Source organism: Pseudomonas sp. M5, from assembly GCF_016907075.1.
In the GTDB taxonomy this organism is placed as follows: domain Bacteria; phylum Pseudomonadota; class Gammaproteobacteria; order Pseudomonadales; family Pseudomonadaceae; genus Aquipseudomonas; species Aquipseudomonas putida_E.
Window position 1 is genome coordinate 4,001,812 of sequence record NZ_JAFBBH010000001.1, and the last position, 14,691, is coordinate 4,016,502.

The following is a 14,691-nucleotide window of genomic DNA, read 5'->3' on the forward strand; positions in this document are numbered from 1 at the left end:
CTGCTCTTGCTCTTGCTTGTAGCTTGCAGCTTACAGCTCAATATAGGTCGACCGGGTCGACATCCAGCGACCAGCGTACTTGCCGCCCGCCTGGAAGCTGCTCCAACACTAGCAACCAGGCACTGATCAGTCGATGCAGCGGTGCCCGGGTTTCGGCCTGTATCAGCAATTGCGCACGGAAGCGCCCGGCCTTGCGCTCCATCGGAGCAGGCACCGGGCCCAACAGTTCAATGCCGGGCAAGCGCTGCTCGGTCACCAGCCGCTGCGCGGCGCTGCAGGCTTCGTCGAGAAAACCTTCGGCCTGCCCTGGCTTGTGCGCTTCGGCGCGCAGCAGGGCAAGGTGGGAATACGGTGGCAGGCCAGCGGCGCGGCGCTCGTCCAGCGCCTGTTCGGCAAAGGCGAAGTAGCCTTGCTCGGTCAACTGCACCAGCAGCGGGTGGTCGGCCAGGTGCGTCTGGATGACCACTTTGCCGGGTTCCTCGGCACGCCCCGCGCGCCCGGCGACCTGCACGATGAGCTGGGCCATGCGCTCGGTGGCGCGGAAGTCGCCGGAGAACAACCCGCCATCAGCATCGAGAATCGCGACCAAGGTCACCCGCGGAAAGTGATGCCCCTTGGCCAGCATCTGCGTCCCGACCAGGATGCTCGGCTGGCCGCGCTGAATGGTGCTGAACAAATTGTGCATCGCGTCCTTGCGCGCCGTGCTGTCGCGGTCGACCCGCAGGATCGGGTAATCGGGGAACAGTACCTTCAGACGTTCCTCGGCGCGCTCGGTGCCTGCACCTACCGGGCGCAAGTCGACATGGTCGCACTTGGGGCACTGGTGCGGCAGGCGTTCGTCGTACCCGCAATGGTGGCAGCGCAGTACGCCGGCGCGCTGATGCACGGTCATGCGGGCATCGCAGCGCGGGCATTCGCTGAGCCAGCCGCAGTCGTGGCACAGCAGCGTCGGGGCGAAACCGCGGCGGTTGAGGAAAACCAGCACCTGCTGGCCTGCTTCCAGTGTCTGGCGGATGGCCTGTTGCAGCGGGCCGCTGATGCCGCTGTCCAGCGGCAGGCTTTTCACGTCCAGGCGTAACATGCGTGGCGGGCGGGCACCTCCTGCGCGCTGGTTCATGCGCAGCAGGCGGTAGCGGCCGGTCAGGGCATTGTGCAGGGTTTCCAGCGAAGGGGTGGCCGAGCCGAGCAGGATCGGGATGTTCTCCTGGTGAGCGCGCACCATCGCCAGGTCGCGGGCGTGGTAGCGCAGGCCTTCCTGCTGCTTATAAGAGCCGTCATGTTCTTCGTCGATGATGATCAGGCCCGGGTTCTTCATGGGAGTGAACAGCGCCGAGCGCGTGCCGATGATGATATCCGCCTCGCCATCTCGCGCCGCCAGCCAGGCGTCGAGGCGTTCGCGGTCATTGACGGCCGAATGCACCAAGGCGATGCGTGCGTTGAAACGCTGTTCGAAACGCGCCAGGGTTTGCGGGCCGAGGTTGATTTCCGGGATGAGCACCAGCGCTTGCTTGCCGGCTTCCAGGGTTTCGCGGATCAGTTGCAGGTAGACCTCGGTCTTGCCGCTGCCGGTAACGCCGGCCAGGAGGAACGCATTGAAGCTGCCAAAGCCATCGCGCACGGCCTCGAAGGCCACTCGCTGTTCTTCGTTGAGCGGCAGTTCCGGCTGGGCCAGCCAGTGCTCATGGCGTTGATCTGGCAGGTGGCGGCGTACTTCGAGCTGAACCAAGTCCTTGGCCAGTAACAGGTCAAGGCTGTCCTTGTTAAGGTTGAGCTTGCTCAGCAGGCTGTGCGCAACGCCGTGCGGGTGTTGCGCCAGCGTTCTGAGGGCGTCCCGCTGGCGCGGTGCGCGGGCGATGCGCGGGTCTTCCAGGCGGGCACCTGGGGCCACGTGCCAGAAGCGCTCCTGACGCATCTCGGCCGGCTCGCCCTGGCGCAGCAAGGTGGGCAAGGCCCAGCTCAGGGTGTCGCCGAGGCTGTGCTGGTAGTACTGGGCCGTCCACAGGCACAGCTTGAACAGCGGCGCCGGCACCGGTGAAACCGGGTCGAGCAGGGCGCTGGCCGGTTTGAGCTTGTCGGCAGGGACCTCGCTGTGGTCGCAGACCTCCACCAGCACGCCGATCATCTCGCGGCGGCCGAACGGCACCCGGATGCGCATTCCCGGGGTGAGTGCCTGGTGCGCCATGCTCGCCGGCGCCCTGTAGTCGAACAGGCGACGCAGGGGGGAGGGCAGGGCAAGGCGCAGGATGACGTCGGACACGCGTAAGGTCTCGCAGGGCGTTTCGAAGACTGGCGAGCCTATCAGACGACAGTCGGTGCAAGCGACAACTTGCGTCGACGCGGCGCTCTGGTATTATTCCCCGCCTAATTACGTGCGGTATTCAACAATTGGTGTTGGGTGGCGGCACGCAGCTCGAGGAAGTGACCATGAAAGCTGATATTCATCCGAACTACGAAGCAGTTGCTGTGACCTGCAGCTGCGGCAACAAATTCGAAACCCGTTCGACCCTGGGCAGCACCCTGGCGATCGACGTTTGCAACCTGTGCCACCCGTTCTACACCGGTAAGCAGAAAGTGCTGGACACCGGTGGTCGCGTTCAGCGCTTCGCCGATCGCTTCGGTATGTTCGGTACCAAGAAGTAATCATGCGCATGGCGAATCCTTCGGGCTTCGCGTTGTTGCTGAAAAAGGCGCCCCTTGTGGGCGCCTTTTTTGTGGGCGCGCTCTGGCAAGTGCCGGCCCTGGCGTTTTGCCCATTGCCGGACAGGCCGCAGATCGTGGCGGTGCGTCAGGTGGTCGATGGCGATACCCTGCGCCTTACCGATGGTCGCAGCGTGCGCATGATTGGCATCAACGCCCCGGAGATAGGGCGCAAGGGGCGCACCAGCGAACCTTTTGCCGAGGCCGCCAAGCGGCGTTTGCAAGCCTTGGTCAAAGCCAGCGACGGCCGTGTCGGCTTGGTGCTCGGCGTCGAGCCCAAGGACAAGTACGGCCGCACGCTGGCACACGTTTACGCCCGCAGTGGCGACAATCTTGAAGCCCGATTGCTTGGCGAAGGGCTTGGCTATCGCGTCGCGGTTGCGCCCAATGTGCGTTTGGTGGCGTGCCAGCGAGTGGCCGAGCAATCGGCGCGCAAGGCAGGCGCTGGCCTTTGGCGCCCTTCACCGGTACTTCGCGCCAGCCAGGTTCGCCAGTCGGGCTTCGCGGTGATCGGCGGCAGCATCCGGAATATTGCACGCAATCGCGGTGGAGTCTGGCTGGAACTTGAAACTGACGTGGTGCTGCAGGTTCCCGCTCGTCTGCAACGCAACTTCCCCGTCGGCTTCTTCGATAACCTCAAAGGACGCCAGGTCGAGGCGCGGGGTTGGGTGCTGGATCGTTCCCGCAAGGGTGGGCTCAAGCCGGGGCAGCGACGCTGGGTGTTGCCAATCACCGATCCGAGCATGCTGGAACGCATTTCAAGCTGAAAAGATGTAGACATTTCGCTATTGGATTGTACACACTGTTGTTCGAATGCCCCCGTGTGTTATAGCGTAAAGTCGTAGGCTAAAGGCCTTGACACAAGTGACCGACCAGTCTTGTGGCTCCCCGGCTCTTTGCGTATCCTCGGCGGTCCGTCAGAACAGTAAATAGCGGAATGCCCACCATGTCAGACCTGAAAACCGCCGCTCTCGAATACCACGCTCAACCTCGTCCGGGGAAACTGAGCGTCGAGCTCTCCAAGCCCACCGCCACCGCCCGCGATCTCGCCCTGGCCTACAGCCCAGGTGTTGCAGAACCGGTGCGTGAAATCGGCCGTGATCCTGAGCTGGCCTACAAATACACTGGCAAGGGCAACCTTGTTGCAGTTATTTCCGATGGCACCGCCATCCTCGGTCTGGGTGACCTTGGCCCACTGGCTTCCAAGCCGGTCATGGAAGGCAAGGGCGTTCTGTTCAAGCGTTTCGCCGGTATCGACGTGTTCGATATCGAAGTCGAGTCGGAAAGCCCGCAAGCTTTCATCGACACCGTTCGCCGCATTTCGATCACCTTCGGTGGCATCAACCTCGAAGACATCAAGGCACCCGAGTGCTTCGAAATCGAGCGCACCCTGATCGAGCAGTGCGATATTCCGGTGTTCCACGATGACCAGCACGGCACCGCTATCGTTACCGCTGCCGGCATGATCAACGCCCTGGAAATCGCGGGCAAGAAGCTCGAAGACGCCAAGATCGTCTGCCTGGGTGCCGGCGCTGCCGCCATCTCTTGCATGAAGCTGCTGGTCAGCATGGGCGCCAAGGTCGAAAACATCTTCATGATCGACCGTAGCGGCGTGATCCACGCTGGCCGTGACGACCTGAACCAGTACAAGGCCCAGTTCGCTCACGCTACCGACAAGCGCACCCTGGCTGATGCCCTGGACGGTGCCGATGTGTTCGTTGGCCTGTCCGGCCCGAACCTGCTGAGCGCGGAAGGCCTGAAATCGATGGCTGCCAACCCGATCGTGTTCGCCTGCTCGAACCCGGACCCGGAGATCTCGCCAGAGCTGGCTCATGCCACCCGCAACGATGTGATCATGGCTACCGGTCGTTCCGACTACCCGAACCAGGTCAACAACGTGCTGGGCTTCCCGTTCATCTTCCGTGGTGCCCTGGACGTTCGCGCCAAGCGTATCAACGAAGAAATGAAGATCGCCGCCGCTATCGCCCTGAAGGACCTGGCCAAGCTGCCGGTGCCTAAGGAAGTTTGCGAAGCCTATGGCGTTGAAGGCCTGGAATTCGGCCGTGAGTACATCATTCCGAAGCCGCTGGACGCACGCCTGATCACCGTCGTTTCCGATGCCGTAGCCAAGGCTGCCATCGAATCCGGCGTGGCTACCCTGCCATATCCGAAGCACTACCCGCTCAACAGCGTTGACGAAGTATTCAACGGCTGAAGCAGGGTGCAAAAAAGAACCGGCTCATATGAGCCGGTTTTTTTTTGGGTTCAAGCTGCAAGCTGTCGGCTCAGAACAAATCCATGGGCGCCGCTTCATCGGCCGGCAGCGGGCTGCCCGGCGCTGCACCGTTGCCCAGTTCATCCACCGATGGTGGCGAATCTTCAGCCTTGAACAGTTCGAAATACGCGTTAGGCGTGCTCGGGGAGGCCGCACGGCCGCTGACCGGGTCGACACGCAGGCTGAGGATGCCTTCCGGTTCTGCAGGCGGGTGGTTGGGCTTGTCCTTCAGGGCCGCGCCCATGAAGCTCATCCAGATCGGCAGGGCAGCCGTCCCGCCGTATTCGCGGCGACCCAGGGTTTCCGGCTGGTCGAAACCGACCCAGACGGTAGTGACGTAATCGGCGTTGTAGCCGGAGAACCAGGCATCCTTGGACTCGTTGGTGGTGCCGGTCTTGCCCGCCAGGTCCGTACGACCCAGGGCCAGGGCGCGGCGCCCGGTCCCGCGTTTGATCACGTCCTGCAGCATGCTGGTGAGGATATAGGTGGTACGGCCATCGATGATCTGCTCGGCGGTTACCGGTGCCTGTGTGGCGGGTGCAGGCTGGCCAGGAACCGACGGCGCCTCACCAGGCAGCGACGCCGTGCTGATCGGCTGCTCTGGTGCCGCCAGGCCTGCGTCGTCCTCGGCGCCCTGCGGCACGCGCGCAGGGTTGGCGGTGAACAGCGTCTCGCCGTTGCGGCTCTCGATGCGCTCGATCAGGTACGGGTTGATCTTGTAACCGCCGTTGGCGAAGGTGCTCCAGCCAGTGGCGATTTCCATGGGCGTCAGGGTCGCGGTGCCCAATGCCAGCGACAGGTTGGGCGGCAGATCCTGCTTGTTGAAGCCGAACTTGGTGATGTAGTCGATGGTGCGGCCTACGCCCATGGCCTGCAGCAAGCGGATCGATACCAGGTTGCGCGACTTGTACAGCGCTTCGCGCATGCGAATCGGGCCGAGGAAGGTGTTGGTGTCATTCTTGGGTCGCCATTCCTTGTCCAGGTATTCGTCGACGAACACGATCGGAGCGTCGTTGACCAGGCTGGCGGCGGTGTAGCCGCTGTCCAGCGCCGCGCTATAGATGAACGGTTTGAAGCTTGAGCCGGGCTGGCGCTTGGCCTGCATGGCGCGGTTGTAGTTGCTCTGCTCGAACGAGAAACCGCCAACCAGCGCACGGATGGCGCCGTTGTAAGGGTCCAGCGTGATCAGCGCGCTCTGCGCTGCCGGTACCTGGCTGAACTTGAGTTTGCCGTCGTCCAGCCGCTGCACGCGCACCAGATCGCCAACCTGGGCCACGTCTGCCGGCGACTGTGGTGCCCGGCCCTGCGCATTGCTATTGATGAACGGGCGCGCCCACTTCATGGTGTCCCATGCGACGTCTTCTTCCTTGCCGCCGCGGGTCAGTACTTTCAGGCCGCTTTTTTCAACCTGGGTAACGATGGCCGGCTCCAGCCCGCCCAAGGTGCGCTGCTTGTTCAATTCCTGCAGCCAGGCAGCCTGGCCTTTGCCCGGGAAGCGCGATTCAGGGCCGCGGTAGCCGTGGCGCTCATCATAATCGGACAGGCCACCGTGAACGGCCTTGTTGGCCATTTCCTGCATGTCGCTCGGCACTGTGGTGGTGACGCGGAAACCCTCGGTATACGCATCGCTGCCATAGCGGCCAACCATTTCGGCACGGGCCATCTCGGCGATGTAAGGCGCGTTAACCTCCGGCGCCGATACGTGGTAGCTGGCGTTGAGCGGTTCGGCCAGGGCGGCCTGGTAGCTCGCCTCGTCAATCTTGCCGAGCTTGTACATGCGGCCCAGGATCCAGTCGCGACGCTCTTTTGCACGCACCGGGTTGGCCAGAGGGTTGAAGCGCGACGGTGCCTTGGGCAGGCCGGCGATCATCGCCATCTGCGCCAGGCTCACGTCACGGATCGACTTGCCATAGTAAACCTGTGCGGCAGCGTCGATGCCGTAGGCGCGGTTGCCCAGGTAGATCTTGTTCACGTACAGCTCGAGGATCTCATCCTTGGTCAGTTCGCGCTCGATCTGCAGGGCCAGGAGAATCTCGTTGGTCTTGCGCGAGAAGCTGCGCTCGCTGGTGAGGAAGAAGTTCTTCGCCACCTGCATGGTGATTGTGCTGCCGCCGGTCTGTATATGACCGGTTTTCACCAGTTGGGTCGCGGCGCGCATCAGGCTGGCCGGGTCAACGCCGTAGTGATTGAGGAAATTGTCGTCCTCGGCTGACAGAAGCGCCTGAATGAATTGCGGGGGAATGTCCGCGAAACGGATGGGCGAGCGGCGCATTTCGCCAAACTCGGCGATCAGCTTGCCGTCGCTGCTGTACACCCTCAGGGGGATCTGCAACTGGATGCTTCTGAGCGAATCGACCGACGGCAGGTTGGGACTAAGATACAGAAACGCACCGCTCACACCGAGTACGAGCGCGCAGATGACTGCGACGAAAGACCACCAGAAGAACTTCAGCAGACGTATCAAGGCTTTTGGGTGTCCAGGTTGAGGGGTGAATTGCGCACGGAGCCGGCGGACGAAAAAACGCTGGGCATTATAAGCATTTTTCGCCTCGCCGGGTGACCGGCCGGGCGGCCCGCTGCACCTTCCGGCCATCAAGCCTTGGTGCTGGCGCGGGTTTCAGGGCTGTCACAAAGGAGCAGCGATGCTTGGACGCATTGGCAAGGATGCCGGTTCACTGTTGGGGGTTGAAATTGCCGTCGATTCGGTTCGGCTTGTACAACTGCAACGCAGAAAAGGGCGCTGTGAGCGTCTTGCCTGGGAGGTTGAGCGATTCGAGCCCACAGGTGCTGCTGATTGGTGGCAAGTGGCTGATCGCGTCGTGGCGGCGCTGCGTAGCGCTTGTCGGCGCAGTGGCAGTCGCCAGCGCCGGGTCGCAGTGGCCCTGCCTGCCTCGCAGGTAATCTGCAAGTTGTGCCAGCTACCGGCAGACCAGCCAGTAGCCGAAATGGAGGCGCAACTTCTGGCTGATGCGGACAGGTTGTTTCCTTTCCCGCTGGAAGACCTGGTGATGGACTTCCAGGTGTTGGGGGCTTCATGTGGGCAGGCTGGCGCGCGTGATGTTCTGGTGGTGGCCTGCCGGCAGACCCTGCTGCAGTCGTTGGAAGCGATTTTCGATGACGCTGGGTTGCTGCTGGAAGTCGTCGAGGTCGACAGCATCGCCTTGCGGCGAATGATGCCGCAACCGGGTGCAGACGGCTGCGCGCTGCTGCGCCTTGAGCCCGGCAGCGCTACGCTGCATTGCTGGTCACAGGGTGTATTGCCGCAGCGGCGCGAAGTGCCCCTGGGCCGGCTGGCCGAACTGTTTGTCGATGACCTGCAGGTGCAAGACCTGCTTCTGGCTGGGAGCCTGCAGCTTGAGCAAGGTCGGCTCGGTGACTTGATTGACCGGTTGGAAGTGCCTTATCGGGCGTTGCCCCAGGTGGCTGGCCTTGCATGTCACGACGACAACATGGCATTGGCGTCTGCCCTGGCGCTGGGAGCTTTGCGCTGATGCTGCGTATCAATCTTTTGCCCTGGCGCGAACAGCAACGCTTGGCGGCGCTTCGCCGTTTTCAGCTCATGCTGATTGGCAGCGTGGTGCTGGCACTCTGTGTTGTGTTGTTGATGGACCAGCTGGCGCGCCAGCGGGCGCAGCATCAGGCCGCTGCCAACCTGGGGCGCCAGGCCGCGATCGCGGGGCTCAATAGGCAGCTGGAGCAGCTTGACGTCATTCAGCAGGCTCTCGACGCAGCAAGGGCCCAAACCGCCTCGCTGGACGCTTTGTTTGCGGACCGAGGGCTTCTCACGGCGCTGTTCAGCGATCTGGAGCGGGCATTGCCCGAGGGCGTTCAGGTTGTCGAACTGAAGGTCGAGGGTGAGCGGTTGCACTTGGTTGGGCTGGCCGCTTCCAGCGCTGTGATAGCGCAATTGATGCGTGATCTCGGGCGCTCCGGGATATTGCTCGACCTGGAATTGAGGCGGATCAAGAGCTTGCCTGCTGGTGAAGAGTTTTTGCTGCTGGCGCGGATGTCGGACTCTTGGTCGTGAAGCTGCGCGTGCGTCTGGACTGGCAGGCGCTGGTAGCTCGCTCGCGCTTGTTCCGATGTGCCCTGCAGATAGCTGCGGCGTGCCTGGTGTTTGCGGTCGGCTGCCTGATTCGTTGGCCGGAATGGCGGCAACTGCAGCAGGCAGCGCAGGTAAACCAAAGGGCCCTTAACGACAAGCATCATGCCAAGGCCACCCAGGTGTTGGCGCATGTGCATGCACCGCAAGCGCTGAGTGAAGCCCAGCGGCACCTGCACGATATGCGATGGCGCCTGGCAGCCGGGGGCGAAATCAGCGATCTGCTCGATCAGTTGGCCGCGTCGGGGCATGTGCATGGGCTGCATTTCGAGCAACTTGAGGTACTGGATGAGCAGAAGAAGGCAGGTTTTGCACGAACGCCGCTGGATGTGCAGGTAGTTGGGCGTTACGCGGCGTTGCGACTTTGGCTCGATGAGTGGCTTGGGCAGGTTCGCCTGCTGCGTGTCGGCGACATGCATCTGGCCGATGCTCAAGGCAGGCCCGGCTTGCTGCGATTGAGGCTGCGGGTTGACGCCTTCCACGCCGATGGGCCGGTGGCAGAGCCGGAATCATTGGCCTGGATACCCGCCCGGGGTGAGGTCTTGCCAGCGGTTCTCGATCCGTTTTCGACGTGGTCGGGTCGCGTTGTCAGGCGAGGGCTCGCCTCTGTCCCGCTGGCTCAGCTGGAAATGGTCGGAAGCTTGTCCCGGGGCATGGAACATGAGGCTTTGCTGTCATCTGCCGGTAGGCTCTATCGCGTGCGTTCCGGTGACCGTCTGGGGCGCGATGGGGGGCTGGTGGAACGCGTGGATGAGCACCAGGTAACGGTGCGCGAGCGGTTGTTCGTGGGCGGCACTTGGCGCGAGCGCACGGCATTTCTGAGGCTCAGGCAGGGCGTGGACGGGGAGATCAGGGAAGATCATGAACAGGTTGATGAAGTGGGTGGTGGCGGCCTTGCTGCCGATGCCGTTGCTGGCGGCAACGCCTTATCGGGGTGAGCCGATTTCGCTGAACTTCCAGGACGTGGAAGTGCGCCTGGTGTTGCAGGTGCTGGCCGATTATGCCGGCATCAACCTGGTCGCCAGCGACACGGTGCAGGGCAGTATTACCTTGCGTCTGCAGGATGTTCCCTGGGATCAGGCTTTGGAGCTGGTGTTGCGCAGCAAGGGCCTGGCCCGGCGCGAAGAGGGCAAGGTGCTGTTGGTGGCGCCAGCGGCTGAGCTGGCCGAACAAGCCCTGGGCGCGCGTATAGGCTTGGAGCTGGACGCCCAATCGCAGCCGTTGCGCCGCGAGTTGCTGCCGATACACCACGCCGAGGCCTCAGAGCTTGCCGAATTGCTGCTGGCCACGCTGGCCGATGACGGCATTCTGACGGGTCGCGGTAGTTTGAATGTGGATGTGCGCACCAATACGCTGGTGGCGCACCAGCCTGAGGAGCGGCTTGCCGAGCTGCGCCAGTTGGTGGCGCAACTGGATGTGCCGGTACGGCAGGTAGAGATCGAGGCGCGCATCGTCGAGGCCAATGTCGATTACGAGAAAAGCCTTGGGGTGCGCTGGGGCCCGCGGCTCTACAGCGAAGCTGCTGTTTTGGGCAAGGACGTGTTTGTCGATCTTGGGGTGGAACGGGCCGGTTCCAGCATTGGCTTGGGGGTGTTGCGTGGGAGCGTGCTGCTGGACCTTGAACTCAGCGCCATGGAGAAGACCGGCAATGGTGAAATCATCTCCCAGCCCAAGGTGGTCACCGCCAATAAGGAAACCGCCCGCATCCTCAAAGGCACCGAAGTCCCTTACCAGGAGACCACGAAGAGTGGCGCTACCTCGGTTGCATTCCGCGAGGCTTCGCTGTCGTTGGAGGTCACTCCGCAGATTACGCCGGACGGCAAGGTGATCATGACGGTCAAGGTGACCAAGGACGAGCCTGATTTCGTCAATGCCTTGAACGATGTGCCGCCGATCCGCAAGAACGAGGTCAATGCCAAGGTACGGGTAGCTGACGGGGAAACCATCGTCATTGGCGGTGTGTATTCGACCACGCAAAACAATGTGGTCGACAAGGTGCCATTTTTCGGTGATCTGCCGTATGTTGGGCGGCTGTTTCGACGCGATGCATTACAAGAGAAAAAATCCGAGCTGCTGGTCTTCCTGACTCCGCGTATCATGAATGACCAGGCGATTGCTGTGAGTCGTTGATTCTGTGCGAAATTTGATACTTGTAGGGCCCATGGGCGCTGGAAAAAGCACCATCGGGCGCCTGTTGGCCAAAGAGCTGCGCCTGCTGTTCAAAGATTCCGACAAGGAAATCGAACTGAAAACAGGCGCCAACATCCCGTGGATCTTCGACAAAGAAGGCGAGCCGGGCTTCCGTGATCGTGAGCAGGCGATGATCGCCGAGCTCTGCGCGCTCGATGGCGTGGTCGTGGCGACCGGCGGCGGCGCGGTGATGCGCGAGGCCAACCGCCAGGCTCTGCACCATGGTGGCCGGGTGATCTACCTGCATGCCTCGGTGGAACAGCAGGTCGGGCGTACTGCGCGCGATCGCAATCGCCCTTTGCTGCGTACTGCCAATCCGGAGGCGACTTTGCGTAGCCTTCTTGAAGCACGCGATCCGCTCTACCGTGAGATCGCCGACATCGTGGTTGAAACCGACGAACGGCCCCCGCGCATGGTCGTACTGGATATTCTCGAGCGCTTGCAGCAGTTGCCGCCCCGGTAGGCCGGGACTATTCTCGGCCAGCGCCGAGGCGAGGTTCAACGTTACCGCGTGGGTCGCTCAGCCGACGCCGCGCCCAAGTACATTGTGGGGATACATGCAGACACTAAAGGTCGACCTGGGCGAGCGCAGCTACCCGATCTACATTGGCGAAGGCCTGCTTGAGCAGCCAGAACTGCTGGCGCCGCACATTGCCGGCCGGCAGGTTGCCATCGTTTCCAACGAGACCGTCGCGCCCCTGTATCTCGAACGTCTCAGCAAGACGCTGGGTCCCTATTCGGTGCTGCCAGTGATCCTCCCGGATGGCGAAGCCCACAAAAACTGGGAAACCCTGCAGTTGATTTTCGACGGCCTCCTCACGGCCCGGCACGACCGCCGCACCACGGTGGTGGCCCTCGGTGGTGGCGTTATCGGCGACATGGCCGGCTTCGCAGCAGCGTGCTATCAGCGCGGCGTCGATTTCATCCAGGTACCGACCACCCTGCTGTCCCAGGTCGACTCCTCTGTCGGCGGCAAGACCGGCATCAACCATCCGCTGGGCAAGAACATGGTGGGTGCGTTCTACCAGCCCAACGCCGTGCTGATCGACACCACCACCCTCAACACCCTGCCCGAGCGCGAGCTGTCGGCGGGCCTGGCCGAAGTGATCAAGTACGGGCTGATCTGCGACAAGCCCTTCCTTGGTTGGCTCGAGGACAATATCAAGGCTTTGCGCGCCCTCGAGCCAGCGGCGCTGACCGAAGCGATCCAGCGCTCGTGTGCAGCCAAGGCAGCGGTGGTCGGGGCTGACGAACGTGAGTCTGGTGTGCGCGCAACGCTCAACCTGGGGCATACCTTCGGGCATGCCATCGAAACGCACATGGGCTACGGTGTCTGGTTGCACGGCGAGGCCGTGGCAGCGGGTACGGTGATGGCCCTGGAGATGTCGATGCGTCTGGGCTGGATCGATCAGTCCGAGCGCGATCGCGCAATCCGCCTGCTGCAGGATGCAGGTTTGCCGGTGGTGCCACCACAGGAAATGACCCCGGCGCATTTCATGGAGCATATGGCGGTCGACAAAAAGGTGATCGATGGGCGTTTGCGTCTGGTGCTCCTGCGCCAGATGGGCGAAGCCGTGGTTACCGACGACTATCCGAAAGAGATTCTTCAGGCCACGCTGTCGGCGGATTACCGCGCGATCGTGGCCCAGCTTTGAGGTTGTGACAGCGCAATGACCAGTTTGCATGCCGATGAGGCGTTTCTCGACCATTACCAGTTGAGCCACGATCCGTTCGCGCCGCGTGTGCCCGGCTTCAAGTTTTTCCCTGCCCAGCGCAAGCCTGTGCTCGGCCAACTGCACCACCTGGCCCGTTACAGCCAGCTGATGCTGGTGGTTACAGGCCCGGTCGGCAGCGGCAAGACGTTGTTGCGCCAGGCCTTGGTGGCCAGCACCAACAAGCAGTCGGTGCAGAGCGTCGTGGTATCGGCGCGCGGCGCCAGCGATGCTGCCAGCGTGCTGGGCCAGGTGGCCCAGGCGCTGGACGTGGCTCCGGCGGAAGTTCAGGCGATCCTCTCCAAGGTGGTACAGCTTGCCCTCACCGGGCAGGAAGTCTATTTACTGGTCGACGATGCGGAACAACTCGACGAGTCGGCACTCCAAGCGTTGCTGGAGCTGGCGGCAGGTGTCCCGGAGGGGCGCCCGCACGTGTTCCTGTTCGGCGAAGCGTCGCTGATCGCCGGGTTGGATGAGATCCATGTCGAGGAAGAGCGTTTCCACGTCATCGAACTCGCCCCCTACAGCGAGGAAGAGACCCGCGAGTACCTGGAGCAGCGCCTGGAAGGTGCAGGCCGGGGCATCGAGGTGTTCACCCATGAGCAGATCGTCGATATTCATGAACACTCCGACGGTTGGCCTGGCAACATCAACCAGGTCGCCCGCGATACCTTGATCGAAGCCATGATCGCCAGCCGTAGTACGGCGAAGCGACCAACCATGGGGTTCAAAATGCCTAAGAAACACGTGCTCGCGCTGTCCGCTGTCGTTGTAGTGGCCGTTGCTGCCGCGGTTCTCATGCCCAAGAAAAGCGACAAGGCGGCTACGGATGCGCCCGCAGCCCAAGCCCAATTGCCGCTGGGGGAAGCAAAGCCCGCTGACCCGGCCATCGAATTCTCAGGCTCGTCGCAGCCGATGCCACTGCCCCTGGTTGGCCAGTCGCAGCCGGTGATGCGCGAGCCGCTGGCGCAGGCCGCCGGCATGGGGGATGGTGAAGAAGGTGGCCCGGCGGACAGCACTGCGCTGCAGCCAGGCAATCCGCCAACGGTAACGACCATCGCACCACCGCAGGGTGAAGCTGCAGGCCCCGCACCGACCATGGCTCAGGCTACCACCAGTACGCCGCCGGCCCAGCCGGTTGCGCCTGTGCAGAAGCCGGTAGCAACCCAGCCGGCCAAGCCGGTTGCACCCGCCAAGCCCGCTCCTGCACCGACCCAGGTTGCCACTGCCAAGCCCGCTGCCAAACCTGCAACAGGCGGCAGCGGTAACAGCGGCTGGTACTCCGGACAGAAGCCTGGCAATTATGTAGTGCAGATCCTTGGTACCAGCTCCGAAGCGTCGGCGCAGGCCTTCGTCAAGGCGCAGGGTGGCGACTATCGCTACTTCAAGAAAAGCCTGCAGGGCAAGCCGCTCTACGTGGTCACCTATGGTAGCTTCGCCAACCGCGATGCAGCGGTTGCGGCAATCAAGAACTTGCCAGCGAAGGTTCAGGCTGGTAAACCTTGGCCACGTACTGTCGCCAGCGTCCAACAAGAGCTGGCCACGGCCCGCTGATACCTTCCGGGCGGCACCACCCCGCCGCCCAGTTGCTGAGCGATAACTGACTTTCGTCTAGCCTGCTGCGCCCGAGCGCGGCAGGCTTTTCTGTCCCAGGCTGCCGGCCACAAGCCAATCTTGCAGTCATGGCTGAAACGCTTCAGACTCGAGCCAAGCCG

12 protein-coding genes are annotated in these 14,691 nt (G+C 62.7%); 10 read left to right on the forward strand and 2 right to left on the reverse strand.

What is annotated here, in order from left to right; translation table 11 throughout:
• Nucleotides 1-37: 37 nt before the first annotated feature.
• On the reverse strand, nt 38-2,257 hold the full coding sequence (locus JOE27_RS18290; RefSeq protein ID WP_115273370.1) for a primosomal protein N': 2,220 nt from the start codon (nt 2,255-2,257) through the stop codon (nt 38-40).
• Between the two features lie 167 nt (nt 2,258-2,424).
• Between JOE27_RS18290 and rpmE the strand changes: the two genes are divergently transcribed.
• From rpmE to JOE27_RS18305, 3 genes are all read left to right on the forward strand, one after another.
• The gene (gene rpmE, locus JOE27_RS18295) at nt 2,425-2,640 is read left to right on the forward strand and encodes a 50S ribosomal protein L31 (RefSeq protein WP_012312321.1); all 216 of its coding nucleotides are present in this window, start codon (nt 2,425-2,427) and stop codon (nt 2,638-2,640) included.
• 2 nt (nt 2,641-2,642) lie between these two features.
• A complete protein-coding gene (locus JOE27_RS18300) occupies nt 2,643-3,464 on the forward strand; it encodes a thermonuclease family protein (RefSeq protein ID WP_046787048.1) in 822 nt (273 codons plus the stop codon).
• A gap of 179 nt (nt 3,465-3,643) precedes the next feature.
• Nucleotides 3,644-4,912 carry a malic enzyme-like NAD(P)-binding protein gene (locus JOE27_RS18305; RefSeq protein WP_039603148.1) on the forward strand — a complete coding sequence of 423 codons (1,269 nt, stop codon included), beginning with the start codon at nt 3,644-3,646 and terminating at the stop codon, nt 4,910-4,912.
• A 70-nt stretch (nt 4,913-4,982) separates the two neighbouring features.
• Here the strand turns inward: JOE27_RS18305 and JOE27_RS18310 are convergent, their stop codons facing one another.
• The gene (locus JOE27_RS18310) at nt 4,983-7,436 is read right to left on the reverse strand and encodes a penicillin-binding protein 1A (RefSeq protein ID WP_119688131.1); all 2,454 of its coding nucleotides are present in this window, start codon (nt 7,434-7,436) and stop codon (nt 4,983-4,985) included.
• Nucleotides 7,437-7,614: 178 nt separating this feature from the next.
• Between JOE27_RS18310 and pilM the strand changes: the two genes are divergently transcribed.
• From pilM to JOE27_RS18345, 7 genes are all read left to right on the forward strand, one after another.
• Nucleotides 7,615-8,463 (forward strand): pilus assembly protein PilM, encoded by an 849-nt coding sequence (pilM, locus tag JOE27_RS18315; RefSeq protein WP_115273373.1) that lies wholly within the window; start codon nt 7,615-7,617, stop codon nt 8,461-8,463.
• Nucleotides 8,463-8,999 (forward strand): PilN domain-containing protein, encoded by a 537-nt coding sequence (locus tag JOE27_RS18320; protein ID WP_119688133.1) that lies wholly within the window; start codon nt 8,463-8,465, stop codon nt 8,997-8,999. Before pilM ends, JOE27_RS18320 begins: the two co-directional genes overlap by 1 nt.
• 86 nt (nt 9,000-9,085) lie before the next feature.
• Nucleotides 9,086-10,012, forward strand: a complete 927-nt coding sequence (locus tag JOE27_RS18325) for a pilus assembly protein PilP (RefSeq protein ID WP_348632618.1) — start codon at nt 9,086-9,088, stop codon at nt 10,010-10,012.
• Complete coding sequence (locus JOE27_RS18330; protein WP_115273375.1) at nt 9,936-11,204, forward strand: secretin N-terminal domain-containing protein; 1,269 nt, start codon at nt 9,936-9,938, stop codon at nt 11,202-11,204. Before JOE27_RS18325 ends, JOE27_RS18330 begins: the two co-directional genes overlap by 77 nt.
• Nucleotides 11,205-11,208: 4 nt before the next feature.
• Nucleotides 11,209-11,727 (forward strand): shikimate kinase AroK, encoded by a 519-nt coding sequence (aroK, locus tag JOE27_RS18335; RefSeq protein WP_039602073.1) that lies wholly within the window; start codon nt 11,209-11,211, stop codon nt 11,725-11,727.
• A gap of 94 nt (nt 11,728-11,821) precedes the next feature.
• On the forward strand, nt 11,822-12,919 hold the full coding sequence (gene aroB, locus JOE27_RS18340; protein WP_204919415.1) for a 3-dehydroquinate synthase: 1,098 nt from the start codon (nt 11,822-11,824) through the stop codon (nt 12,917-12,919).
• A gap of 15 nt (nt 12,920-12,934) precedes the next feature.
• The gene (locus tag JOE27_RS18345; protein WP_046787054.1) at nt 12,935-14,530 is read left to right on the forward strand and encodes an AAA family ATPase; all 1,596 of its coding nucleotides are present in this window, start codon (nt 12,935-12,937) and stop codon (nt 14,528-14,530) included.
• Nucleotides 14,531-14,691 lie beyond the last annotated feature (161 nt).

Excerpts from the sequence above, each read along its gene's own strand:
- rpmE (WP_012312321.1), top strand. The coding sequence starts at position 2,425 with ATGAAAGCTGATATTCATCCGAACTACGAAGCAGTTGCTGTGACCTGC.
- JOE27_RS18305 (WP_039603148.1), top strand. The coding sequence starts at position 3,644 with ATGTCAGACCTGAAAACCGCCGCTCTCGAATACCACGCTCAACCTCGT.
- JOE27_RS18345 (WP_046787054.1), top strand. The coding sequence starts at position 12,935 with ATGACCAGTTTGCATGCCGATGAGGCGTTTCTCGACCATTACCAGTTG.
- aroB (WP_204919415.1), top strand. The coding sequence starts at position 11,822 with ATGCAGACACTAAAGGTCGACCTGGGCGAGCGCAGCTACCCGATCTAC.
- JOE27_RS18320 (WP_119688133.1), top strand. The coding sequence starts at position 8,463 with ATGCTGCGTATCAATCTTTTGCCCTGGCGCGAACAGCAACGCTTGGCG.
- pilM (WP_115273373.1), top strand. The coding sequence starts at position 7,615 with ATGCTTGGACGCATTGGCAAGGATGCCGGTTCACTGTTGGGGGTTGAA.
- JOE27_RS18300 (WP_046787048.1), top strand. The coding sequence starts at position 2,643 with ATGCGCATGGCGAATCCTTCGGGCTTCGCGTTGTTGCTGAAAAAGGCG.
- JOE27_RS18330 (WP_115273375.1), top strand. The coding sequence starts at position 9,936 with ATGAACAGGTTGATGAAGTGGGTGGTGGCGGCCTTGCTGCCGATGCCG.